We start from the raw sequence: 23,434 nt of genomic DNA, 5'->3' as shown, positions 1-23,434 counted from the left end.
CTAATTGGGGGAAGCGGGTTTAGCAGCCTCTCTGCGTCGGCACATGGCACAGGCGCGCCCTACTTGATCGGCGGACGCGGCAGCACGGCCTCGCCGGCCTCGAGCCGGTAGGTGTGGTCGAGCGAATACCAGGGCGTCGCGACGTCGCGCGCGGCCGGATGCGGCGTATCGTGGCGCAGGAACTTGCCGATCAGCGCCTGTGTCACCCCGAACTGCACATCGCTGTCGATATGCGGATCGGCGGGGTCGTAGACCTGCGAGATCAGCACCTTGAATCCGGGCTTGAAGATCAGCGCGTGCAGATGCGCGGGACGATAGGGGTGCCGGCTCTGCGCCTTCAGCAGGCGGCCGACCACGCCATTGGTCGGAATCGGATAGCCCACCATCATCACCGAACGGAAGGCGAAGCGTCCGTCCTGGTCGGTCGTGAACTTGCCGCGCAGGTTCATGTCCGCCTGCTCGGGGTCCTGGTTCTCGTAGAGACCGACCGGCGAGGCGTGCCAGACATCGACCTCCGCGCCCGCGACCGGACGGTCGTCCTTGTCCACGACGCGGCCGCTGACGAACAGCGGCGCCCCCGGTGTCTCGGAGCGGACGATCGATCCGCCATTCTCGACCCGCGGCGAATTCAACCGCCAGAACGGTCCGAGCAGCGACTGGTCGGTTTCCGTATTGCCCTGATCGCCATTGTTGAGCAGGCACACCAGCGGCGAGACGCCGAGCGAGCCCGCCATCAGCACGACTTCATTGTGCGTGTCGGTCGTCAGTTTGCCGAGCTCGGCCAGGATCGCGGTGGCGTCGCGGAACTCTGCCTCGGTCAATCGAACATCGCGAACGAAGCCGTGCAGGTGCTTGACCAGGGAGACCATGATCTGGCGAAGCCGCGGATCGGATGTCCGCTCCATCACCGCCAGTGCCGCGGCCGTGACGTCCTGTTCGCGCTCGATGATCATGGCGCCACCCTTCTCCCTGTCATTCCGGGGCAGCCCGCAGGGCTGAACCGGAATCTCGAGATCCCGGGTTCAGCCCTATCGGGCTGCCCCGGGATGACGGTCCACTGCGTGGACCGTCAGTTCAGCTTCTCGATCGCAACGGCAACGCCCTGACCGACGCCGACGCACATGGTGGCGAGCGCGAGCTTGCCGCCGCGCTTCTCCATGCCGTGCACGGCGGTGAGCGCCAGGCGCGCGCCGCTCATGCCGAGGGGATGGCCGAGCGCGATGGCGCCGCCATGCGGATTGACGAAATCGGCATCGTCGGCAACGCCGAGCTGGCGCATGCAGGCGATGCCCTGCGAGGCGAAGGCCTCGTTGAGCTCGATCAGGTCGAAATCGCTGATCTTCTTGCCGAGCCGCTCCATCAGCTTGCGGGTCGCCGGCACGGGACCGATGCCCATGATGCGCGGCGGCACGCCGGCCGAGGCGAGGCCGAGGATGCGGGCGCGCGGCGTCAGGCCGTGCTTCTTCACGGCGGCTTCGGACGCCAGGATCATCGCGGCGGCGCCGTCATTGACGCCGGAGGCGTTGCCGGCGGTCACCGTACCGGGATTGCGCACGATCGGCTTCAGCTTGGCGAGGCCTTCCAGCGTGGTCTCGGGACGCGGATGCTCGTCCTTGTCCACCGTGATCGGACCGGCCTTGCCGCCGGGAATGATGATCGGCGTGATTTCTTCGGCGAAATAGCCGGACGCGATCGCGGCACCCGCGCGCTGCTGCGAGCGGATGGCGAAGGCGTCCTGGTCAGCACGCGAGACCTGGAATTCCTCGGCGACGTTCTCGCCGGTCTCAGGCATCGCATCGACGCCGTACTGCGCCTTCAGCAGCGGATTGATGAAGCGCCAGCCGATGGTGGTGTCGAAGATCTCGGCCGAGCGAGAGAAGGCTTCCTGCGCCTTGCCCATCACGAACGGCGCGCGGGTCATGGATTCAACACCGCCGGCAATCGCAAGCTCGATCTCGCCGGAGCGGATGGCGCGGCCGGCCGCACCGACCGCATCGAGGCCGGAGGCGCAGAGCCGGTTCAGGGTCTGGCCGGGAACCGAGTCCGGGAGACCCGCGAGCAGCAGCGCCATGCGCGCGACGTTGCGGTTGTCCTCACCGGCCTGGTTGGCGCAGCCGAAGAACACTTCGTCCACCTGCGCCCAATCGAGATTGGGGTGCTTGGCCATCAGCGCCTTGATCGGCGCGGCGGCCAGATCGTCGGCGCGCACCTTGGCGAGTGAGCCGCCGAAACGGCCGATCGGGGTCCGCACGGCATCGCAGATAAAGACGTCACGCATCGTTGTTCTCCCTGAATGCCGCGATCCGGCCCAAATTCTTCAATGTCGGCGGAGTTTTAGGAGGGCGCCCGCGGCAGGTCAATTGACGGTTTCGCGGGCGGCACCGTCATTCCGGGGCGCGCCACTTGGCGCGAGCCCGGAATCCATTTGTCCGCGTGACGCGTGGCCCGATGGATTCCGGGCCTGCGCCTATCGGCGCATCCCGGAATGACGGCCGAGAATGTGGCAGCACCTCGCTCCCACTGCGGACAACGTGGAAAACCTCCCTTCCCCGGCCAAAGCGATAGGAGCGTGAGACGAAATTTTGTAGGTTGCGCCGCCCATGACGATGCAACAGCCCATTCCCGCGCCAGACCCTGAACCCACGCCCGCGCCGCAGGCGGAAGCCGCCGCGCGCGTCACGCCGATGATGGAACAGTATCTGGAGATCAAGGCGGCGCATCAGGGCCTGCTGCTGTTCTACCGGATGGGCGATTTCTACGAGCTGTTCTTCGAGGACGCCGAGATCGCCTCCAAGACGCTCGGCATCGTGCTGACCAAGCGCGGCAAGCACCAGGGCGCTGATATCCCGATGTGCGGCGTGCCGGTCGAGCGCTCCGAGGATTACCTGCACCGCCTGATCTCGGCCGGCCACCGGGTCGCAGTCTGCGAGCAGACCGAGGATCCCGCCGCCGCGAAAGCGCGCGGCAACAAGAGCGTGGTGCGCCGCGGCGTGGTGCGGCTGGTGACGCCGGGCACGCTGACCGAGGACACGCTGCTCGATGCGCGAGCCAACAATTACCTGCTGGCGATCGCGCGCGCCCGCTCCTCCGCCGGCGGCGACCGTTTTGGCCTCGCCTGGATCGACATCTCGACCGCCGAATTCATGGTGACGGAATGTTCGGGCGGCGAGCTCGCCGCGACGCTGGCGCGGATCAATCCGAACGAGGCGATCGTCACCGACGCGCTCTACAACGACAACGAGCTCGGGCAGACCCTGCGCGAACTGCCGGCGGTGACGCCGCTGACCCGCGACGTCTTCGACGGCGCCACCGCCGAGAAGCGCCTGTGCGACTACTTTGCGGTCGCGACCATGGACGGACTGGCGCAGCTGACCCGGCTCGAAGCCACCGCCGCGGCCGCCGCCGTCACCTATGTCGACCGCACCCAGGTCGGCAAGCACCCGCCGCTGTCGCCGCCCGCGCGCGAAGCCTCGGGCGCGACCATGGCGATCGATCCCGCCACGCGCGCCAATCTCGAACTGACGCGGACGCTCGCCGGCGAGCGCCGCGGCTCGCTGCTCGATGCGATCGACTGCACCGTGACCTCGGCGGGTTCGCGCCTGCTGGCGCAGCGTCTGGCCGCGCCGCTGACGGATGCGCCGGCGATCGCGCGGCGGCTCGATGCGGTCGGCGCCTTCGTTGCCGATTCCGCCGCGCGCGAAGACATCCGCAGCATCCTGCGCGGCGCACCCGACATGTCGCGGGCGCTGGCCCGTCTCTCGGTCGGCCGCGGCGGACCGCGCGACCTCGCCGGCCTGCGCGATGGCATCATCGCCGCCGATCAGGTGCTGGCGCGGCTCGGCGAACTCGACCAGCCGCCGCAGGAGATCGCGGCGGTGATGGCGGCCTTGACGCGACCATCGCGCGAGCTCGCGGCCGAGTTTGCGACGGCGCTCGACGAGCAACTGCCGCTGATCAAGCGCGACGGCGGCTTCGTTCGCCAGGGTTACGAGCCTGCCCTCGACGAGGCACGAAACCTGCGCGACGCCTCGCGCCTGGTGGTGGCCTCGATGCAGGCCCGCTATGCCGACGACACCGGCGTCAAGGGCCTCAAGATCCGCCACAACAACGTGCTTGGCTATTTCGTCGAGGTCACCGCGCAACACGGCGACAAGCTGATGTCGGCGCCGCTGAACGCGACCTTCATCCATCGCCAGACGCTGGCGGGCCAGGTGCGCTTCACGACGTCGGAGCTCGGAGAGATCGAGGCCAAGATCGCCAATGCCGGCGACCGCGCGCTCGGGCTCGAGCTCGAGATTTTCGAGCGGCTCTGCGCCAAGGCGCTCGATATCAGCGACGACTTGCGCGCCGCGGCGCAGGGTTTTGCGCTGCTCGATGTCGCAACGTCGCTGGCGAAGCTCGCTGTCGACGAGAACTATGTGCGCCCCGAAGTGGATTCGTCGCTCGGCTTCGCCATCGAGGCCGGCCGTCATCCCGTGGTGGAGCAGGCGCTCAAGCGCAACGGCGAGCCGTTCATCGCCAATGCCTGCGACCTGTCGCCGGGACCTGCGCAAAAGTCCGGCCAGCTCTGGCTGCTCACCGGTCCCAACATGGCCGGTAAATCGACCTTCCTGCGCCAGAACGCGCTGATCGCCCTGCTCGCGCAGATCGGCAGCTTCGTGCCGGCCACGCGCGCCCGCATCGGCATCATCGACCGCCTGTTCTCGCGCGTCGGCGCCGCCGACGATCTCGCGCGCGGCCGCTCCACCTTCATGGTGGAGATGGTCGAGACCGCGGCGATCCTCAACCAGGCCGGCGAGCGCGCGCTCGTGATCCTCGACGAGATCGGCCGTGGCACGGCAACCTTCGACGGCCTTTCGATCGCCTGGGCCGCGATCGAGCATCTGCACGAGAGCAACCGCTGCCGCACGCTGTTCGCGACGCATTACCACGAGCTGACCGCGCTCTCCGCCAAGCTGCCGCGGATGTTCAACGCCACCGTGCGGGTGAAGGAGTGGCAGGGCAACGTCGTGTTCCTGCACGAGGTGCTGCCGGGCTCGGCCGACCGCTCCTACGGCATCCAGGTGGCGAAACTCGCCGGCCTGCCGCCGGCCGTGATCACGCGCGCCAAATCGGTGCTGGCGAAGCTCGAGGCGCAGGATCGTGGCCAGACCGCCCGCGCCCTCGCCGACGATCTGCCGTTGTTCGCCGTGCCCTCACGCGCCGCGGCTGAAGCCGCGCCGCCGAGCGAGGCCGAGCTGCTGATGGACGCGGTGAAGGCGCTGCATCCGGACGAGATGTCCCCGCGCGAGGCCCTCGATGCGCTGTATGCGTTGAAGGCCAAGCTGCCGAAGCAGTGACGGTGCCGTAGCCCGGATGAGCGAAGCGACATCCGGGACCACGAATCCCGCATATCGCTGCGCTCATGCGGGCTACGATACTTTTTCTACCGAGAGAGAAGTGGTGGGGGACGCCAGCGGACTGCGCTTCGCGTAGCCGCGGCCTACGCCCGCGCCGCGATCGCCGCCGCTTCCGCCGCGGCGCGCTGCATGCTGGTCGACATCTCGTTCGTGACCGTGCTCTGCTCCTCGACGGCGGCGGCGGTCGATGTCACGTATTCGCTGACATTGTTGATCGCCTGCTTGATCGAGCCGAGCGCGCTGACGACGTCGCCGGAGATGCCGTTGAGGCTGCCGATCTCCTGGCCGATCTTGTCGGTGGCCTGCTTGGCCTGGTTGGCGAGGCTCTTCACTTCGGAGGCGACCACGGCAAAGCCGCGGCCGGCTTCGCCGGCGCGGGCGGATTCGATCGTGGCGTTGAGCGCGAGCAGGTTGATCTGCCCGGTGATGCTGTTGATCATCTCGACGATGCCGCTCATCGCCTGCGCGGCCTCGGTGAGGCGCTGCGCCTGGGCGTCGGCGGCGGCGACCTGGTCCACCGCGCTCATCGCGGTTTCGCGCGATTTGGTCATCGCCTCGGAAATCTCCCGCACCGAGGCGTTCAGCTCCTCCGAACCCGCGGCGACCGACTCCATCATGCCGCGGACGCGCTCGTTGCCCATGCGGACGAGCACCTGCCGCGTGGTGTCGGTGGCATATTTCACGACCTTGAACGGCTTGCCGTTGAGATCGAGGATCGGGTTGTAGGAGGCCTGGATATAGACCTCCTTGCCGCCCTTGCCGATGCGCTTGTATTCCGCCGCCTGGTATTGGCCGCGGTTGAGCGCGGCCCAGAACTCGCGATAGGCCGCACCGTCGCGCTCCGACGGGTCGACGAACATGCTGTGATGCTTGCCCTTGATCTCGGCGAGCGAATAGCCGAGCGCCCCGAGGAAGTTGGCGTTGGCGGTGATGATCGTGCCGTCCATGTTGAACTCGATCACCGCCTGGGCCTTGTCGATCGCCGCGATCTGACCGGCGAGATCGGCGTTCTTCAGCTTCTCCGCGGTGACGTCGGTTGCGAACTTGACGACGCCGAACGGCTTGCCGTTCTCGTCGAGCAGGGGATTGTAGGAGGCGAGGATCCAGACCTCGCGGCCGCCCTTGCCGATGCGCTTGAACTCGCCGGCCTGGTATTCGCCGCGGTTGAGCGCGGCCCAGAATTCGCGATAGCCGCCGCCGTCACGCTCGGACTGAGCCACGAACAGGCTGTGGTGCTTGCCCTCGATCTCGGCCAGCGAATAGCCGAGCGCCTTGCAGAAATTCTCGTTGGCCGTGACGACGGTGCCGTCGAGCTTGAACTCGATCACGGCCTGGGCGCGGCTGATGGCGGACACCTTGGAGGTCTCCGTCATGGCGTGGACCTTCTTGGCAGTGATGTCGGTCGCGATCTTCACGACCTTGACCGGCTTGCCGGCGTTGTCGAGAACCGGATTGTAGGACGCCTCGATCCAGACCTCGCGGCCGCCCTTGGCAATTCGCTTGAACTCGGCGGCCTGCGGTTCACCGCGGTTGAGCTGCGCCCAGAACGCCTGGTAGCCGGCACCGTCGCGCTGATCGGCCGGCACGAACATGGCGTGCTTCTTCCCCTTGATCTCGTCGAGGGAATAGCCGAGCGCCTTCAGGAAGTTCTGGTTGGCCGTAAGGATCGTACCATCCATCGCAAACTCGATCACGGCCTGCGAGCGGCCGATGGCGGCGAGCTGTGCGTCTGCATCACTGCGGGAGTTACGACCAAACATCTAAAGACTCTCCATCTCGAAATAAACCGGCGGGAACGTGCCCGTCGGAACCAGGGGATATGACCGCGCGGCAGGAATGCCGTATTTCAATCAGCGGCTCCCGCGGGTCCGATCACCCTGAATGGAGATCCGCCAAAATCTGCGCGGACGGCATCGGAAGCGGGCATGCAATTTGATTCGTACGGGAAAAGCTCGAATAAAGTTCTAATAGAATTGTCGGAAATCAGCAGCTCCGGAAAGTCACCGGGTGCACACGGCGCTGGGCGGCGGTCTCGGCACGATTTGAAATGAGATTTGTCATTCAACGGCTTGACCGGGACGCCGCGCTGATTGCGCGAATGAATTCGCGCCAGACAAGTCTTTCGCGACGTCACGTCGCGTCCGTAGTCTCACGGCGCTTATTGTGCACCTTGTGCATCGCACGCCGGCCGATCCCCCACAGCGTCAGGTTCCAGGTGACGCAGGTGCCGAGCGCAAGGCTCAAGCCGACGGCCGAGCCGAACTGCACCACCGCGACGTGCATGACGGCGATCGCCATGCCGAATCCGAGCAGGCCCCAGGCGGAGTTGGCGAGCACGGCGGCGGTCGGCGGACCGCCGATACGCGGATGCAGGATCAGCATGATGCTGGAGAACACCACCGGATACAGCGCGATGATGCCGCTGATGCGGGGGCCGACCCAGCCCGACGTCGAAACCACGATGGCGACGAGGGTCGCGACCAGCGCAGCACGCATGGGGACGTCGTACCAGCGCCGCGTCACCAGCGGCATCTTCGCGTGGCGATAGCCTGCGAGCAGCGGAATGCAGAGGCCGAATGCGATCAGATTGGCGGCAAGCCCGGCGGTGAGCGACCAATCGAACTGGCGGATGATCGAGGCCAGCACGATCCACACCGCGACGGCGCTTGTGCAACTCACCGCGAGATTGTGCCGCTGCGACAGCACGACATAGGTGAGGCACATGAAGATGGTCGCCGCGTTCACCGGCAGGCTCGCCAGCGCGCCCTGCGCGATGAAGCCGGCGTCATGGTCGATTGCGAGAAAGACGTAGGACGGACCGGCCGAAACCGGCAGGGTCGCGATCAGTGCGCCGATCACCGGCCCCGACCGTTCGGTGATGATCGAGGCCGTCACGACGAACGCCGCCGCGATCGCCATGCGCAGGAGGAGGAAGAGGATGAAGTGGAGGTCGGGGGACATTTTCTTCTTCGTCGTCCTGGACAAGCGAACGAAGTGAGCGCCGATCCAGGACCCATAACCACAGGCTTCGCTGTGTTGGACGTCGTAGTTGCAGGTATCGCGACACAATCGGCGTCGGGGTCATGGGTCCTGGCTTGCGCCAGGACGACACCGATTGTTGGGCTGCGGCTCGCGCCTCACATCCGCTGCATCGACACCGAAACCTTCGGGCCGTTCTTGATGGTCTGGTAGACCACGCAATAGCGCTCGGTGAGCTTGAGCAGGAGATCGAGCTTGTCCTGCGGCGCCGGCGTGTCGACCTCGAAGCGGAGACGGATCTCGGCGAAGCCGACCGGCGTCTCCTTGTCGACGCCGAGCGTGCCGCGGAAATCGAGATCGCCCTCGGCATAGACGTTGCCGGTCTTGAGCGGCACCTCGATCGCGGTCGCGACCGATTTCAGCGTGACGCCGGCGCAGGCGACCAGCGCCTCGAGCAGCATGTCGCCGGAGCAGAGTTCGAGGCCGGAGCCGCCGGTGGCCGGATGCAGGCCGGCATGCGCGATGGCGCGGCCGGTCTCGACCTTGCAGGCGATGCCGTCGCTGTCGGTCGAGCCCTTGGCCTTCAACGTGATCAGCGCGGTCTTGGGATCGGTCTTGTAGCGTTCCTTGATCGGAGCCTGCATCTGGCGCAGTTGGGCAGCGTCCATCTTCGTTCTCTCCCGGAAAAATCGCCTCTCGATGTACCGGCTTGGGGAGAGATTGTCACCACCACATGGCCTGGCCGGGACCCTGGGTTGCGTCACGGTCGGGCACGCTGCGGTCGAGCGAACGGTCGAGTGACGTCAGCACACTTCGCTTGAAGTTCTCGAACAACGGCGAATTGCGGTCGCGCGGCCGGCCGAGGTTGATCTCGATCTGGTCGAACAAGCGGCCCGGCCGCGGCCGCATCACCAGCACGCGATCTGCCAGCACCACGGCTTCGTCGACGTCATGTGTGACGAGGATCAAGGTCGGGCGCGTGTCGGCCCAGAGATCGAGCAGATGATCCTGGAGATCCCGGCGGGTGAAAGCGTCGAGCGCGGAGAACGGCTCGTCGAGCAGCAGCACCTCGGGCTGCGGCACCAGCGCGCGGGCGATCGCGACGCGCTGCGCCTGCCCGCCGGAGAGCTCGCGCGGCCAGGCCTGCGCCTTGTCGGCGAGCCCGACGCGCTCGAGCGCGCGCGCCACCTTCCCGCGCCGCTCAGCCGCGGGCAGATCGGCAAGTCCAAAGCCGATATTGTCGGCGACGCTGAGCCAGGGCAAAAGCCGCGGCTCTTGGAAGATGATGCCGATCTTGGCGTGCGGCGAACTGATCGCCTCGTCGTCGAGCGTCACCGTGCCTGAGCTGGCGCGGTCGAGGCCGGCGATGGCGCGCAGCAGCGTGGACTTGCCGCAGCCGGAGCCGCCGATGATGGCGACGATCTCGCCCTGCCTGATCTCGGCGGAGAAGCGCGCCAGCGCCTGGACGCCGTTGGGATAGGTCTTGCCGACCCGGTCGAGCGCCAGCATCGCGTTATGCTCCCCTGGCGCGCCCGAAGCCGTCCTGCCAGCGCAGGAAGGGCGCGGACCCGATCTCGATCAGCCAGTCCGTGAGCTTGCCGAGCATGGCGAAGATCACGATCGCAGCGAGGATCTGGGCGGGCTTGCCGAGTTGCTGGCCGTCGAGCAGGAGATAGCCGAGGCCTTCGGAGGCGCCGATCAATTCGGCCGCCACCACGAACATCCAGCCGAGACCGAGGCCGACGCGCAAGGAGACGACATAGGCCGGCAGCACCGCGGGCAGCAGGATGCGGCGGATCATCGCCGGCCCGGACAGGCGGAAGGTGCGGCCGACCTCGACGATCTTGCGATCGACCGAGAGGATCGCGCCCATGACGCCGAGATAGACCGGGAAGAACACCCCGACCGCGATCAGCGCGATCTTCGAGGTCTCGAAGATGCCGAGCCAGAGGATGAACAGCGGCACCCAGGCCAGCGAGGGTATCACGCGCAGCGCCTGCACGGTCGGATCGAGCAGCCGGCGCGCCCGCGACCAATAGCCTGAGATCGCCCCGAGCAGCGTGCCCGCGACGACGCCGAACGCGAAGCCGAGGCCGACGCGCCACAGCGTCGCGGCGATGTGGCGGACAAGTTCGCCGGAGCGGGCGAGATCAGCGATGGTGACAAAGACGCGCGAGGGCGGTGGCACCAGCCGGCCGTTGGACCAGCCAGACCACACCACGAGCTCCCAGCCGAGCGCGAGCGCGAACGGCAACAGCAACCCCAGCACCGGCCGCGCGTAACGCGCAACGCGCGAGGGCGCAGCGGCGCTCTCGGCCGCATCAGAGGATTGCTGCAAGGCAGGCGCGTCGGAGATCATGGCCGGTAGGAAGCGCGTCTGGCGAGGGAATGCAACACTACTATTGCCGCGCTTTCTTGCGTCGTCGCCGCGAAGGCGGGGACCCATAACCACAGGGAGACGTGGTTACGGGGACTCGGAGTTACCGCTTTCGCGCCAAACTAATTCGTCGGCAGCGGGACCTGGTCGTCGATCAGCGCATCCAACGTCGCCTTCACGTCGACCTTGGCGTCGACGACGCCTGCCTGCTGCAATGCGAGGCCCGCGGCGAGGATCGACTCGCGCTGGGGCGCGCCGATGCGGCTATGTGTCAGCTCGGTGCGTTCCTTGAGCTGCTTGTCGACGACGGCCTCGGGAAGCTTGGTCACGGCGATGAAGGTCTTCTTCAGCTCATCATAGTTCGCCAGCGAATATTTGCGCGCTTCTTCGTAAACCGCGAGCACGCGGCGGGCGATGTCCGGATAGTCCTTCAGGAACTGCTCGCGCACATTGAGGATGCCCCAGGTGTTGGCGTCGGCCTTGCGGTAGAACAGCTTGGCGCCCTCCTCCACCTCGGCCTGCGCCATCATCGGATCGAGCCCGGCCCAGGCATCGACATCGCCGCGGATCAGCGCGGTCTTGCCGTCGGCGTGCTGGAGCAGCACCGGCGTGATGTCCTTCTCGGTGAGGCCGGCACCAAGCAGCGCGCGCACCAGGAAGATGTGCGGATCGGTGCCGCGCGTCACCGCGACGCGCTTGCCCTTGAGATCGGCAACGCTCGCGATCCTGGACTCCTTGCCCGTCACCAGCGCGGTCCATTCGGGACGCGAATAGACGTAGATCGACTTGATCGGGTTGCCGTTGATCTTCGCCACCAGCGCCGCCGAGCCCGCGGTCGAGCCGAAATCGATCGAGCCGGCATTGAGGAATTCCAGCGCCTTGTTGGAGCCGGCCGACTGCACCCAGGTGATGGTGATGCCGTCCTTGGCGAACTCCTTCTCCAGCAGCCCCTTCTGCTTCAGCACCAGCGACACCGGGTTGTAGGTCGCCCAGTCGATGCGGATTTCCTTGAGCGGATCGGCCGCCCGCGCGGCGGGGGTCATGGCGAGCGCCATTGCTGCCGCCAACAGAATGCGTCGTGTAACCTTGGTCATGCCCGGCCCCCTCAAAAACTTCATTGTTTTTCAATGAGTTATATCTAGAGGTCAACGAGAAAATCCCACCCTTGAAAGCGGGTCGCCCGAGAACAAGTTTGCCCGATGCCGGGCTTTTCAAGCATGGAACGACTATTGCCAGCGAATGGCGGGTGACAGCGCCTGTCACCTCTTATATCCGGTGAGGCATGGACAGCGTCGCGACAGAGCACAAGCAAGAGGTGGACGATCGCTTCGACACCGCGCGGATCACCGCCGCGGTCGATGCGCTTGCCGAAAAGCACCACGGACGCGAGGACGCGTTCCGCACGGCCATGGCGCAATTGCTCAAGGCCGAGCTGATCGCGGCGCGCGCCGCCGCACAGGCGATCCTGCTGAAGGACCGCCACGGCCGTCGCTGCGCCGAGCGGCTGTGCCATGTGCAGGACGAGATCATCCGCATCCTGTATTCGGCGGCGACCCGCCATCTCTACCGCTCTCCGATCCCGAGCGGCGCCGAGCGCATGGCGGTGGTGGCGACCGGCGGCTATGGCCGCGGCCTGATGGCGCCCGAGTCGGACATCGATCTGCTCTTCATCCTACCCTACAAGCAGACCGCCTGGGGCGAGCAGGTCGCCGAGGCGATCCTCTATTGCCTCTGGGACATGGGGCTGAAGGTCGGACACGCCACGCGCTCGGTCGACGAATCGATCCGGCAGGCGCGCGGCGACATGACGATCCGCACCGCGATCCTGGAGACGCGCTTCCTGACCGGCGACCAGCCGCTCTACGACGAGCTGGTCGAACGCTTCGACAAGGAAGTGGTTCAAGGCACCGCGTCCGAATTCGTCACCGCAAAGCTCGCCGAGCGCGAGGAGCGGCACCGCCGCGGCGGCCAGTCGCGCTACCTGGTCGAGCCCAACGTCAAGGACGGCAAGGGCGCCTTGCGCGACCTGCACACGCTGTTCTGGATCGCCAAATACGTCTACCGCGTCCGCGACACCGACGAATTGGTCGAGCGCGGCGTGTTCGACGCGCAGGAATACCGCACGTTCCGCCGCTGCGCCGATTTCCTCTGGTCGGTGCGCTGCAATCTGCACTTCTACAGCGGCCGCGCCGAGGAGCGCCTCTCCTTCGACCTCCAGCGCGAGATCGCGATCCGGCTCGGCTATACCTCGCATCCCGGCATGCAGGACGTCGAGCGATTCATGAAGCACTACTTCCTGGTCGCCAAGGAAGTCGGCAACCTCACCGCCATTCTCTGCGCCAAGCTCGAGGACCAGCAGGCCAAGCCCGCGCCGGTCTTGAGCCGGATGATGGCGCGGCTGCGCCCGACCCAGGTCAAGCGACGCGTCCCCGACAGTGACGACTTCATCGTCGACAACAACCGCATCAACGTCGCCGCACCCGACGTCTTCAAGCACGATCCGGTCAACCTGATCCGCATCTTCCGCCTGGCGCAGAAGAACAACCTCGCCTTCCATCCCGACGCGATGCGCGACGTGACGCGCTCGCTCGGCCTGATCAACGCGCAGCTTCGCGAGAATCCCGAAGCCAACCGGCTGTTCATGGAGATCCTGACCTCCGACAACGCGGAGATCGTGCTGCGGCGGATGAACGAGACCGGCGTGCTCGGCCATTTCATCCGGGCCTTCGGCAAGATCGTCTCGATGATGCAGTTCAACATGTATCATCACTACACCGTCGACGAGCATTTGATCCGCTGCATCGGATTCCTTCAGGACATCGAGCGCGGCGGCATCGAGGAGTTTGCGCTGGCGAGCGACCTGATGCGCAAGTCCCGGCCCGAGCACCGCTCCGTAATCTACATCGCCACGCTGCTGCACGACGTCGCCAAGGGCCGGCCGGAGGATCACTCGATCGCCGGCGCCAAGGTCGCGCGGCGGCTGTGCCCGCGGCTCGGCTTCAGCCCGGCCGACACCGAGCTCGTGGCCTGGCTGATCGAGGAGCATCTGACCATGTCCACGGTCGCGCAGTCGCGCGACCTGTCGGACCGCAAGACCATCGAGAATTTCGCGGCCGTGGTGCAGTCGGTCGAGCAGATGAAGCTGCTGACGATCCTCACCACCGCCGACATCCGCGGCGTCGGTCCCGGCGTGTGGAACGGCTGGAAGGCGCAGCTGTTGCGCTCGCTTTATTATGAAACCGAGCCGGTGCTGACCGGCGGCTTCTCGGAGGTCGATCGGGGAAAACGCCTCGTGGCCGCACATGCCGAATTCCGCATGGCCTTCGCCGAATGGCCGGCGGACGAGCTCGATGCCTATATCGCCCGGCACTATCCGGCCTACTGGCTCAAGGTCGAGCTGCCGCGCAAGATCCGCCATGCGCGCTTCGTCCGCTCCAGCGAGCAGGCCGGCCACAAGCTCGCGATCAATGTCGGCTTCGACGAGGTGCGCGGCGTCACCGAGCTGACCATCTTCGCCGCCGACCATCCCTGGCTGCTGTCGATCATCGCGGGCGCCTGCGCCTCCGCCGGCGCCAACATCGTCGACGCCCAGATCTACACCACGACCGACGGCCGCGCGCTCGACACGATCTCGATCTCCCGGGAATACGACCGCGACGAGGACGAGGGACGGCGCGCCACCCGGATCGGCGAGATGATCGAGGACGTGCTCGAAGGCAAGCTGCGCCTGCCCGAGGTGGTGGCGCGGCGCACCGTGCGCAGCAAGGCACGGCCCTTCGTGATCGAGCCGGAAGTGACCATCAACAACCAGTGGTCCGACCGCTACACCGTGATCGAGGTGTCCGGCCTCGACCGGCCCGGCCTGCTCTACGAGCTCACCACCGCGATCTCGAAGCTCAATCTCAACATCGCCTCCGCCCACGTCGCGACCTTCGGCGAGCGCGCGCGCGACGTGTTCTACGTCACCGACCTGCTCGGCGCACAGATCAACGCGCCGACCCGCCAGTCCGCGATCAAGAGCGCGCTGACCCATGTGATGGCCGGCGACAAGGCGGTTCAGCCGGCGGCGTGACGGCAGTCGCGCACACCTCTCCCTCGTCATTCCGGGGCGCGCATAGCGCGAACCCGGAATCCATTCATCCGCGGAGTCGGTGGCGCGATGGATTCCGGGCTCGCCGCTGCGCGGCGCCCCGGAATGACGAAGAGGGAGAGGCTGGCGCGCGCTACGCCTTAACCTCCACCCCCTCATGCCGCAGCAGCCAGCGCTTGCGCTCCAGCCCGCCGCCATACTTCACCAGCGAGCCGTCGGCGCCGATCAGGCGGTGACAGGGCAGCACGACGCTGATCGGGTTGGAGCCGTTGGCATGGCCGACGGCGCGAATCGCTTTGGGCATGTCGATCCTTGCGGCGAGCGCGCCGTAGCTCATCGTGGTGCCGGCGGGGATCCTGGCAAGCGCGGTCCAGACCTTTTGCTGGAACGGTGTGCCGGCGATGCGCCATGCGATGGCCGAAAGCCTTCCGAGATCGCCGGCGAAGTAATCCGACAGCGCGGCCTTCATCGCTGCCGGCGCGGAGCGCTCGCTCAGATCGACCGCGCCGTAATGCAGGCGCAGCAGCTCGCGCATGCGGTGCTCGTAGTCGTCCCAGTCGAGCGCGCGCAGGGCGCCCTCGGCATCGGTGACGAGCAGAGCGGTTCCGATCGGCGTCGCCAGACGATCGAGGCCGAAGCGTTCCGGCAGGTTGGTTGATCGAGCGGCCATTGCGACTCCATCACTTCAAAACATGGGATCGCACTTGCCATGCCGGACGTGCTAGCGTCCACCCGAAAGCTGACGCTGGGGGAGCTCAACTTGAATCTGATTGCCAATGTCCTGGTGGCGCTGGTCGCCGCACTGCACGCCTACTTCCTGATCCTGGAGATGTTTCTCTGGGAGAAGCCGCAGGGCTTGAAGGTTTTCCGCAATACGCCGGAGAAGGCCGCGATCACCAAGGTGATGGCCGCCAATCAGGGCCTCTATAACGGCTTCCTCGCCGCCGGCCTGATCTGGGGCTTGCTTCACGGCAACCCGGCCTTCGCATTCCAGATCAAGGCGTTCTTCCTGCTCTGCGTGATCGTGGCCGGCGCCTATGGCGCGGCGACCGTCAGCACGCGCATCCTGATCGTGCAGGCGCTGCCGGCGGCAATCGCGCTGGTGGCATTGTTCCTGGCCTAGAACTGCTGGCCTGAGATCCTTGGCCCAGGATCCTTCGCTTAAGGTCCTTGGCTTAAGATCCTTGGCCTGAGACGCTACGGCGCAGCGCCGCGATCCTTGCGCGGCGGCGAACGTTCCTCCACACTCCTCGGCAGCGATGGCGACCGTTGCAATCAACGGAAATAGACCGTCGGCCGGAAATTCCGTCAGGAGGAACAACCCAATATGAGCAATCGCAGAGCCTTCATAACTGCCACGGCGGCACTCGCCTTCGCGTTCTCCGCCAGCCAAGCCCTCGCACAGAAGAAATATGACACCGGTGCGAACGACACCGAGATCAAGATCGGCCAGACCGTGCCGTTCTCCGGCGCCTATTCCGTCTATGCCAATATCGGCAAGACCCAGGCCGCCTACATGAAGATGATCAACGATCAGGGCGGCATCAACGGCCGCAAGATCAACCTGATCCAATATGACGACGCCTATTCGCCGCCGAAGACGGTCGAGCAGGTCCGCAAGCTGGTCGAAGGCGACGAGGTGCTCTTCACCTTCCAGCTCATCGGCACCGCGGCCAACGCCGCCGTGCAGAAATATCTCAACGGCAAGAAGGTGCCGCAGCTGCTGGCCTCGACCGGTGCGGCGCGTTTCAACGATCCGCAGAACTATCCCTGGACCATCGCCTACAATCCGAACTACGTGTCCGAGGGACGCATCTACGCCAAGTACATTCTCGCCAATCACCCCAACGCCAAGATCGGCGTGCTCTACCAGAACGACGATATGGGCCGCGACTATCTCGCGGGGCTCAAGAGCGGCCTCGGCGACAAGGCCGCCGGCATGATCGTCGGCGAAGTGTCCTACGAGGTCACCGACCCGACGGTCGACTCGCAGGTGGTCAAGCTGAAGTCGATGGGTGCGGACCTGTTCTATGACGCCTCGACGCCAAAGTTCGCGGCACAGGCGATCAAGAAGCTTGCCGACCTCGGCTGGAGCCCGGTGCACATCCTCGACATCAATGCGAGCCCGGTGTCGGCGACGCTGAAGCCGGCCGGCCTCGACATCTCCAAGGGCATCATCTCGACCAATTACGGCAAGGACCCCGGCGATCCCCAGTGGAAGGACGATCCGGGCGTGAAGGCCTACTTCGCTTTCATGGACAAGTATTTCCCCGAAGGCGACAAGCTCAACACCGTCAACACCTATGCCTATTCGGTCGCCGAGCTACTGGTGCAGGTCTTGAAGCAATCCGGCGACGACCTGACGCGCGAGAACGTGATGAAGCAGGTCGCCGGCATCAAGGGCTATACGCCGAGCCTGGCGCTGCCCGGCATCAAGATCAACACCGGGCCGAACGACTACCGCGTCAACAAGCAGATGCAGATGATGAAGTTCAACGGCGAGCGCTGGGAGCTGTTCGGACCGATCATCGAGGACAACGGCCCGTCGGGCTAGCGATAGGAAACAACTGCTTCAACGACGTCATGCCCGGGCTTGTCCCGGGCATCCACGTTCTTGGAGCGACAAAGGGAGACGTGGATGGCCGGGTCAAGCCCGGCCATGACGATGGAGAGAGAATTGCCCCACGGCGTTCAAGTCGGTATCTCGCCAAAGTTCTTCCCCACCGGCAGCACCGCGTGCCGGATCAGCCGCGAATCCTCCACGGCGGCCTGACGGTGCTTCACCGCCTCGCGATAGACGGGATCGCGGATCATCTCGACGAAGGCGGCGACGCTTGGGTATTCGGCGATGAAGCAATGGTCCCAGCGCTCCTCCTGCGGGCCGATCAGCATCAGCTCGAACCTGCCCTGCCAGACGATGCGGCCGCCGAGGCGTTCGAACACCGGGCCGCTCTCGCGGCCATAGGCCGCATAGGCCTCCGCGCCGCTCGCCTTGCGGCCGTCCGGATAGGCGGCGTCCTTGCGCAAGCGCACCAGATTGAGCATGTGGATCGGGCCCGGGCGGTCGTTGTCCCGGAATTGCGCAAAAATCTCCTTGGTCGGATCGATGTGGCCCATGCGTGTTCCCTCTTGTTCTGTGGCGACGATCCTAGCTTCGCCGTCCGATGAGCGGAACTGCGGCGGGCGAATGCCGCACCTCCTAATCGCGCGTTAACGTCCGGGTAACCGGGCCTTAAACAGCGACGGCTAGCGTGCGGCGGGGCGGACTGACCGGGCGTTTTGCGTATGGCGTGGGGAAAGAAAAAGGGTGGGCGGAAGGAGCCGCTGTTCGGCTTGCCCGCGGCGCTCGCCGACCTGCGCCTGACGCCGGCCGACCGCGTCCCGGGCGGCGAAGACAAGCCGAAGAAGTCTGCGAAATCATCCGCCAAGCGCAAAGCTGAGGATTCCGGCGACGAGCCGCCGCGCGAGCGGAAGGCATCGGCCGGCCGCAGCGGCGCCAAGCGCCGGTCGAAGTCGCGCATCGGCGCCGGCATTGGCCGCCTGGTCTATTGGGGCGCGGTGCTGGGCTTGTGGGGCGCGATCGCCGTGATCGGCGTCGTGGTCTGGGTCGGCGCCCATCTGCCGCCGATCCAGTCGCTGGAGATTCCCAAGCGTCCGCCGACGATCCAGATCGTCGGCATGGACGGCAGCATGCTGGCGCAACGCGGCGAGATGGCCGGCGCCAATGTCGCGCTGAAGGATCTGCCGCCATACCTGCCCAAGGCCTTCATCGCCATCGAGGACCGCCGCTTCTATTCGCATTTCGGCATCGATCCCGTCGGCATCCTGCGCGCCCTCGTCACCAACGTGCTCCATCGCGGCGTGTCGCAGGGCGGCTCGACGCTGACGCAGCAGCTCGCGAAGAACCTGTTCCTGACCCAGGAGCGCACCATGCAGCGCAAGCTGCAGGAGGCGGAGCTAGCAATCTGGCTGGAGCGCAAGCATTCCAAGGACGAGATCCTGGAGCTCTATCTCAACCGCGTCTATTTCGGCTCGGGCGCCTACGGCGTCGAGGCCGCAGCGCAGCGCTATTTCGGCAAGTCGGCGAAGAACGTCACCATCGCAGAAGCCGCGATGCTGGCCGGCCTCGTCAAATCGCCGTCGCGGCTTGCGCCGAACCGCAACCCGGAAGGTGCGGAAGCGCGCGCGCAGATCGTGCTCACGGCGATGGCGGATGCAAAGTTCATCACCGAAGCGCAAGCGCAGGCCTCGATCGGCCATCCCTCCTACAACGTGAAGCCGGTCGGTGCCGGCACGGTCAATTACGTCGCCGACTGGATCGGCGAGGTGCTGGACGACCTCGTCGGCCAGATCGACGAGAGCATCAAGGTCGAGACCACGATCGACCCGAAGCTGCAGGGCGTGGCGGAAGCCGCCATCATCGACGAGCTCGCGGCCAAGAGCGTGAAGTTCAATGTCAGCCAGGGCGCGCTGGTGGCGATGACGCCCGACGGCGCCGTGCGCGCCTTGGTCGGCGGGCGGAACTATTCCGAGAGCCAGTACAACCGCGCGGTCACCGCCAAGCGCCAGCCGGGCTCCTCGTTCAAGCCGTTCGTGTACCTGACCGCGCTCGAGCAGGGCCTGACGCCGGACACTATGCGCCAGGACGCGCCGATCGAGGTCAAGGGCTGGAAGCCTGAAAACTACACCCATGAATATTTCGGCGCGGTGACGCTGACCCAGGCGCTGGCGATGTCGCTCAACACGGTCGCGATCCGTCTCGGCCTCGAGGTCGGGCCGAAGAACGTGGTGCGCACCGCGCACCGGCTCGGCATCTCCTCCAAGCTCGAGCCCAACGCCTCGATCGCGCTCGGCACCTCCGAGGTCTCGGTCGTGGAGCTGGTCGGCGCCTATGCCCCGTTCGCCAATGGCGGCTTCGCGGTGACGCCGCATGTCGTCACGCGGATCAAGACGCTCGGCGGCAAGCTGCTCTACATGCGCCAGGCGGACGAGCGCAACCAGGTGATCGACCCGCGCTATGTCGGCATGATGAACACGATGATGCGGGAGACGCTGATATCAGGCACCGCCAAGAAGGCGGAGATCCCGGGCTGGCCGGCGGCCGGCAAGACCGGCACCAGCCAGGATTACCGCGACGCCTGGTTCATCGGCTACACCGCCAACCTCGTCACCGGCGTCTGGCTCGGCAATGACGACAACTCGCCGACCAAGAAGGCGACCGGCGGCGGCCTGCCGGTGGAGGTCTGGTCGCGCTTCATGAAGACGGCGCACGAGGGCGTGCAGGTGGCAAACCTGCCGAGTTCGCCGGGTGGCTGGGGTCTGTCGAACCTCGCGCAGGCGGCCTCGCAGGTGTCACCGCCGACGGCGGCCGCGCCCGGACCGGCGCCGGCGAACAATGGCGGCTATCGCCCGCCTCCCACGCGCGCCAATGCGCGGCCAGAAGCCGCCGCAGGACTCGACGGCTGGCTGATGGACCGGCTGTTTGGCGGGAACCGATAGGTTCGTCGTGAGGTCTCCATGACCTCAAAACAAAAACTGCGAAAACAACCCCATGCACAGTAGCCGGTGATTGCCGGCGCGATGCGCGGTGGATTGGAAGAAGCGCTTGATGCAACGGGGCAAATCGAACGAGTCGCGCAATCGTCGCGAAGTGTGGCGAGAATCGAGCGGAATACCGAGAACGCGTTGCCCTCAGTGTCGTCCCGGCCTGAGTGGACGGGATCTGGCGCAATGGCGCGCCGACAGCTACGCCGAGCTGCTCGGTGGCACCGTCGAAAAGGCTCCCACCGCGATCACGCAATCGGCGTGGACGCCGCGCGACAGCAGCCCTTCGACCTACAGCCGCGAGCAGCTCGACGCGGCCTTCCAGGCGATGCTGGCCGAAGGGCAGAAGGCCACCGCGCAACGACAATCGTCGTATCTCGCGTCACGCGCCCAGGCGGGCACGAGCGCGGATATCAGTGCGTGAGCGGAAATGAATTGAGGACGCGGCCCATTCTCCGCTGTCATTCCCCGCGAAGGCGGGGAATCCAGTACTCCGAGACATCGAGATTTATAATTGCGGCCGCGGCGTACTGGATCGCCCGCCTTCGCGGGCGATGACACCCTTTGCTGAGCGAGCATCGCGGCCTAATCCTCGACCCCGTACCGGTGCAGGTCATTCCCGTACGTGTCGAGCCACTTCTTGGCGCGCTCCATCGAGGGGCAGACCTTGCCGCAGACGCGCCAGAACCGCGCCGAGTGGTTCATCTCGACGAGATGGGCGACTTCGTGCGCGGCGAGATAGTCGAGCACGAAGGGCGGCGCGAGGATCAGGCGCCAGGAGAACGACAGCGAGCCCGCCGAGGTGCAGGAACCCCAGCGGCTGGACTGGTCGCGGATCGACAGCCGCTTGACCCTGACACCGAGCTCGCCGGCATAGGCTTCGGCCGAACGCTGGAGATCGTGGCGCGCTTCGCGCTTGAGGAAGTCATGGACGCGGCGGTCGGCATGTTCGACCCCGCCGGCGACGCAGAGAATGCGTTCACCGCTGTCGCGCACCTCAGTCCACACCGTGCCGCGCGCACCGGCGCGATGAACGATGCGATGGGGAGCGCCGCGAAGCGGTATCACTGTGCCAGGCTGGAACGGCGCGGCCTTCGGCAAACGCCCGAGACGTGCCGCAATCCATGCACCGTGACGCTGCGCGAAGTCTTTTGCTTCGGCGAGCGTGCCGCGCGGCGGCATGGTGAGGATGGCTTCGCGATCGCTCGGATGAATTCTGAGCGTGTAGCGGCGCGCGCGCCTGTGCCGGCGCAGCCGAATCGCAAAGAATTGCGACCCATGGGTGATGACGAGGGTCTTCGGCTCGTGGGGCCGCCGATAAAGGAGTGCGCGAGTGGCCATGTCTGTCAGTCCGGGGAGCAGGAGTTCGCCCGGATTCTGCCATAACCGCCGCCAGGGAAAGCGCTCGGCGCAAAAACAAATCATTTGCCCAATATACAGGGGTCTGGCGTCCGGGAGACCCTACAGACTGGGGTTGGAACCCGCTTTTTTCGCCCCCGCTGAATGCATGCGGCACCCCCAAGGGGTGAGGGGGGACTCACTCCTATAAGGCTACCTAAATACCGCGAATCTGGATGGGAACGGGCCCTGCCGGAACCTCCGGCAGCACCCGAATTTTCGACGGGAAAGCCGAAATACGCGATTATTCGGCTGCGAGAGCCTGCAACGAGCTCGGATTCGCTGCGGAGACCATGAAGTCGTGAATCCGCGGCACGATTTCCGACTTGAAACGCGAGCCGTTGAACACGCCGTAATGTCCGACGCCCTTCTGGACGTAATGAACGCGGCGATGATCGGGGATCGAGCTGCACAATGTGTGCGTTGCTTCGGTCTGACCGAGACCGGAGATGTCGTCGTTCTCGCCTTCGACCGTCATCAACGCCACACGCTTGACCTTGGAGGGATCGACGCGGGTTCCACGATGGGTCATCTCGCCCTTCGGCAGCGCGTGCTTCACGAACACGGTATCGACCGTCTGCAGGTAATACTCGGCGGAGAGGTCCATCACCGCGAGATATTCGTCATAGAACTCACGATGCTTGTCGACGAGATCGCCGTCGCCCTTCACCAGATGGGCGAAGAGCTGCTTGTGGGCATCCATGTGCCGGTCGAGATTCATGCTGATGAACCCGTTGAGCTGCAAGAATCCCGGATAGACGTCGCGCATCATGCCCGGATGCGGGAACGGCACCTTGGTGATGACGTGGTTGCGGAACCAGTCGATGCCGCGCTGCTGGGCGAGGTCGTTCACGCCGGTCGGATTGCGGCGGGTGTCGATCGGGCCGCCCATCAGCGTCATCGAGGTCGGCACGAACGGATCGCGCTGCGCTTCCATGATCGAGACGGCGGCGACGACGGGCACCGAGGGCTGGCACACCGCCATGACATGGGTGTTGCCGCCGAGGACGTGCAGCATCTCGATGACGTAGTCGATGTAGTCGTCGAGATCGAAGCGGCCGTCGCTGAGCGGCACCATGCGGGCATCGGCCCAGTCGGTGATGTAGACCTCATGCGCGGGCAGGAAGGCCTCGACCGTACCGCGCAGCAGCGTCGCATAGTGGCCGGACATCGGGGCTACGATCAGCACGCGCGGCTGCGGGCTGCGCAGCGGACGGGTGAACTTGCGATCGAAATAGAGCAGCCGGCAGAACGGCTTTTCCCAGACCGAACGGATCTCGACGGGGACGCGGATGCCGTTGACCTCGGTGTCGTTGAGGCCCCATTCCGGCTTGCCGTAGCGGCGCGTGGTGCGCTCGAACAATTCGCAGGCCGCGGCGACCGACTTGCCGACCTCGGTGCGCGCCCAGGGATTGAGGGGATTCTGAAACAGGAGCTTGGTCGCGTCGGTGACCGCTCGTGCCGGATTGAGAGAGGCGTGCGCCATCTCGTACATCCAGTACATCGGCGTCGTCAGAACCGGACTGCCTTCTGCAGCCAGGGGCGGCGCGCCGCCAAACTCACCAATAGGCATCGCTATATCCCTCTTCGCATCGCAGCATACTGCCGAATGCGTAATATTGCGTCAATGCATGGTTCCGTACATCT

17 protein-coding genes and 1 pseudogene are annotated in these 23,434 nt (G+C 65.8%); 6 read left to right on the top strand and 12 right to left on the bottom strand.

Annotation, left to right across the window (positions count from 1 at the left end; translation table 11 throughout):
- Positions 1–59 precede the first annotated feature (59 nt).
- Together BM118_RS14260 and pcaF are read right to left on the bottom strand one after the other, a co-directional pair.
- Complete coding sequence (locus tag BM118_RS14260; RefSeq protein WP_092186209.1) at positions 60–953, bottom strand: dioxygenase family protein; 894 nt, start codon at positions 951–953, stop codon at positions 60–62.
- A gap of 116 nt (positions 954–1,069) precedes the next feature.
- Positions 1,070–2,278 carry a 3-oxoadipyl-CoA thiolase gene (pcaF, locus tag BM118_RS14255; protein ID WP_092186208.1) on the bottom strand — a complete coding sequence of 403 codons (1,209 nt, stop codon included), beginning with the start codon at positions 2,276–2,278 and terminating at the stop codon, positions 1,070–1,072.
- Between the two features lie 322 nt (positions 2,279–2,600).
- Here pcaF and mutS point away from each other — a divergent pair, with 322 nt between their 5' ends.
- Positions 2,601–5,339 carry a DNA mismatch repair protein MutS gene (gene mutS / locus BM118_RS14250; RefSeq protein WP_092186207.1) on the top strand — a complete coding sequence of 913 codons (2,739 nt, stop codon included), beginning with the start codon at positions 2,601–2,603 and terminating at the stop codon, positions 5,337–5,339.
- Between the two features lie 143 nt (positions 5,340–5,482).
- Here the strand turns inward: mutS and BM118_RS14245 are convergent, their stop codons facing one another.
- From BM118_RS14245 to BM118_RS14215, 6 genes are all read right to left on the bottom strand, one after another.
- Positions 5,483–7,159 carry a methyl-accepting chemotaxis protein gene (locus tag BM118_RS14245; RefSeq protein ID WP_092186206.1) on the bottom strand — a complete coding sequence of 559 codons (1,677 nt, stop codon included), beginning with the start codon at positions 7,157–7,159 and terminating at the stop codon, positions 5,483–5,485.
- A gap of 370 nt (positions 7,160–7,529) precedes the next feature.
- Positions 7,530–8,360, bottom strand: a complete 831-nt coding sequence (locus BM118_RS14235; protein ID WP_092186205.1) for a hypothetical protein — start codon at positions 8,358–8,360, stop codon at positions 7,530–7,532.
- A gap of 176 nt (positions 8,361–8,536) precedes the next feature.
- Positions 8,537–9,046, bottom strand: coding sequence for an OsmC family protein (locus BM118_RS14230; protein WP_177234311.1), 510 nt, complete (start codon positions 9,044–9,046; stop codon positions 8,537–8,539).
- A 55-nt stretch (positions 9,047–9,101) separates the two neighbouring features.
- Positions 9,102–9,887 carry an ABC transporter ATP-binding protein gene (locus tag BM118_RS14225; RefSeq protein WP_092186203.1) on the bottom strand — a complete coding sequence of 262 codons (786 nt, stop codon included), beginning with the start codon at positions 9,885–9,887 and terminating at the stop codon, positions 9,102–9,104.
- A 4-nt stretch (positions 9,888–9,891) separates the two neighbouring features.
- Entirely contained in the window at positions 9,892–10,737 is an 846-nt protein-coding gene (locus BM118_RS14220) for an ABC transporter permease (RefSeq protein WP_092186202.1), read from the bottom strand.
- 140 nt (positions 10,738–10,877) lie between these two features.
- Positions 10,878–11,849: an aliphatic sulfonate ABC transporter substrate-binding protein gene (locus BM118_RS14215; RefSeq protein WP_177234310.1), complete on the bottom strand. Its 972-nt coding sequence runs from the start codon at positions 11,847–11,849 to the stop codon at positions 10,878–10,880.
- 188 nt (positions 11,850–12,037) lie between these two features.
- On the opposite strand from BM118_RS14215, the gene BM118_RS14210 reads away from it, so the two are divergent.
- Complete coding sequence (locus tag BM118_RS14210) at positions 12,038–14,827, top strand: [protein-PII] uridylyltransferase (protein WP_092186200.1); 2,790 nt, start codon at positions 12,038–12,040, stop codon at positions 14,825–14,827.
- A gap of 151 nt (positions 14,828–14,978) precedes the next feature.
- Here the strand turns inward: BM118_RS14210 and BM118_RS14205 are convergent, their stop codons facing one another.
- Positions 14,979–15,515: a methylated-DNA--[protein]-cysteine S-methyltransferase gene (locus BM118_RS14205; RefSeq protein WP_092186199.1), complete on the bottom strand. Its 537-nt coding sequence runs from the start codon at positions 15,513–15,515 to the stop codon at positions 14,979–14,981.
- A 39-nt stretch (positions 15,516–15,554) separates the two neighbouring features.
- Here BM118_RS14205 and BM118_RS14200 point away from each other — a divergent pair, with 39 nt between their 5' ends.
- Positions 15,555–15,968 carry a DUF1304 domain-containing protein gene (locus BM118_RS14200; RefSeq protein ID WP_177234309.1) on the top strand — a complete coding sequence of 138 codons (414 nt, stop codon included), beginning with the start codon at positions 15,555–15,557 and terminating at the stop codon, positions 15,966–15,968.
- 204 nt (positions 15,969–16,172) lie between these two features.
- Positions 16,173–17,399 (top strand): ABC transporter substrate-binding protein, encoded by a 1,227-nt coding sequence (locus BM118_RS14195; protein WP_092186198.1) that lies wholly within the window; start codon positions 16,173–16,175, stop codon positions 17,397–17,399.
- A 137-nt stretch (positions 17,400–17,536) separates the two neighbouring features.
- On the opposite strand, the gene BM118_RS14190 is transcribed toward BM118_RS14195, so the two are convergent.
- On the bottom strand, positions 17,537–17,962 hold the full coding sequence (locus BM118_RS14190) for a DUF1330 domain-containing protein (RefSeq protein WP_092186197.1): 426 nt from the start codon (positions 17,960–17,962) through the stop codon (positions 17,537–17,539).
- 168 nt (positions 17,963–18,130) lie between these two features.
- Here BM118_RS14190 and BM118_RS14185 point away from each other — a divergent pair, with 168 nt between their 5' ends.
- Together BM118_RS14185 and BM118_RS14180 are read left to right on the top strand one after the other, a co-directional pair.
- Positions 18,131–20,344 (top strand): transglycosylase domain-containing protein, encoded by a 2,214-nt coding sequence (locus BM118_RS14185; RefSeq protein WP_092186196.1) that lies wholly within the window; start codon positions 18,131–18,133, stop codon positions 20,342–20,344.
- A 202-nt stretch (positions 20,345–20,546) separates the two neighbouring features.
- Positions 20,547–20,813: pseudogene (locus BM118_RS14180) on the top strand (hypothetical protein); the annotation flags it as partial.
- A gap of 161 nt (positions 20,814–20,974) precedes the next feature.
- Here BM118_RS14180 and BM118_RS14175 read toward each other — a convergent pair.
- The gene (locus BM118_RS14175) at positions 20,975–21,814 is read right to left on the bottom strand and encodes a M48 family metallopeptidase (protein ID WP_092186195.1); all 840 of its coding nucleotides are present in this window, start codon (positions 21,812–21,814) and stop codon (positions 20,975–20,977) included.
- Positions 21,815–22,031: 217 nt separating this feature from the next.
- Positions 22,032–23,360, bottom strand: a complete 1,329-nt coding sequence (locus BM118_RS14170; protein ID WP_092186194.1) for a polyhydroxyalkanoate depolymerase — start codon at positions 23,358–23,360, stop codon at positions 22,032–22,034.
- Positions 23,361–23,434 lie beyond the last annotated feature (74 nt).

The organism is Bradyrhizobium sp. cf659 (assembly GCF_900113725.1).
Lineage (GTDB): Bacteria > Pseudomonadota > Alphaproteobacteria > Rhizobiales > Xanthobacteraceae > Bradyrhizobium.
This window is presented reverse-complemented; position numbering and strand designations above follow the sequence as displayed.

Excerpts from the sequence above, each read along its gene's own strand:
- pcaF (WP_092186208.1), bottom strand. The coding sequence starts at position 2,278 with ATGCGTGACGTCTTTATCTGCGATGCCGTGCGGACCCCGATCGGCCGT.
- BM118_RS14170 (WP_092186194.1), bottom strand. The coding sequence starts at position 23,360 with ATGCCTATTGGTGAGTTTGGCGGCGCGCCGCCCCTGGCTGCAGAAGGC.
- BM118_RS14230 (WP_177234311.1), bottom strand. The coding sequence starts at position 9,046 with ATGGACGCTGCCCAACTGCGCCAGATGCAGGCTCCGATCAAGGAACGC.
- BM118_RS14235 (WP_092186205.1), bottom strand. The coding sequence starts at position 8,360 with ATGTCCCCCGACCTCCACTTCATCCTCTTCCTCCTCCTGCGCATGGCG.
- BM118_RS14215 (WP_177234310.1), bottom strand. The coding sequence starts at position 11,849 with ATGACCAAGGTTACACGACGCATTCTGTTGGCGGCAGCAATGGCGCTC.
- BM118_RS14200 (WP_177234309.1), top strand. The coding sequence starts at position 15,555 with ATGCCGGACGTGCTAGCGTCCACCCGAAAGCTGACGCTGGGGGAGCTC.
- BM118_RS14220 (WP_092186202.1), bottom strand. The coding sequence starts at position 10,737 with ATGATCTCCGACGCGCCTGCCTTGCAGCAATCCTCTGATGCGGCCGAG.
- BM118_RS14260 (WP_092186209.1), bottom strand. The coding sequence starts at position 953 with ATGATCATCGAGCGCGAACAGGACGTCACGGCCGCGGCACTGGCGGTG.
- BM118_RS14185 (WP_092186196.1), top strand. The coding sequence starts at position 18,131 with ATGGCGTGGGGAAAGAAAAAGGGTGGGCGGAAGGAGCCGCTGTTCGGC.
- BM118_RS14195 (WP_092186198.1), top strand. The coding sequence starts at position 16,173 with ATGAGCAATCGCAGAGCCTTCATAACTGCCACGGCGGCACTCGCCTTC.
- mutS (WP_092186207.1), top strand. The coding sequence starts at position 2,601 with ATGACGATGCAACAGCCCATTCCCGCGCCAGACCCTGAACCCACGCCC.
- BM118_RS14205 (WP_092186199.1), bottom strand. The coding sequence starts at position 15,515 with ATGGCCGCTCGATCAACCAACCTGCCGGAACGCTTCGGCCTCGATCGT.
- BM118_RS14225 (WP_092186203.1), bottom strand. The coding sequence starts at position 9,887 with ATGCTGGCGCTCGACCGGGTCGGCAAGACCTATCCCAACGGCGTCCAG.
- BM118_RS14210 (WP_092186200.1), top strand. The coding sequence starts at position 12,038 with ATGGACAGCGTCGCGACAGAGCACAAGCAAGAGGTGGACGATCGCTTC.
- BM118_RS14190 (WP_092186197.1), bottom strand. The coding sequence starts at position 17,962 with ATGGGCCACATCGATCCGACCAAGGAGATTTTTGCGCAATTCCGGGAC.
- BM118_RS14175 (WP_092186195.1), bottom strand. The coding sequence starts at position 21,814 with ATGATTTGTTTTTGCGCCGAGCGCTTTCCCTGGCGGCGGTTATGGCAG.
- BM118_RS14245 (WP_092186206.1), bottom strand. The coding sequence starts at position 7,159 with ATGTTTGGTCGTAACTCCCGCAGTGATGCAGACGCACAGCTCGCCGCC.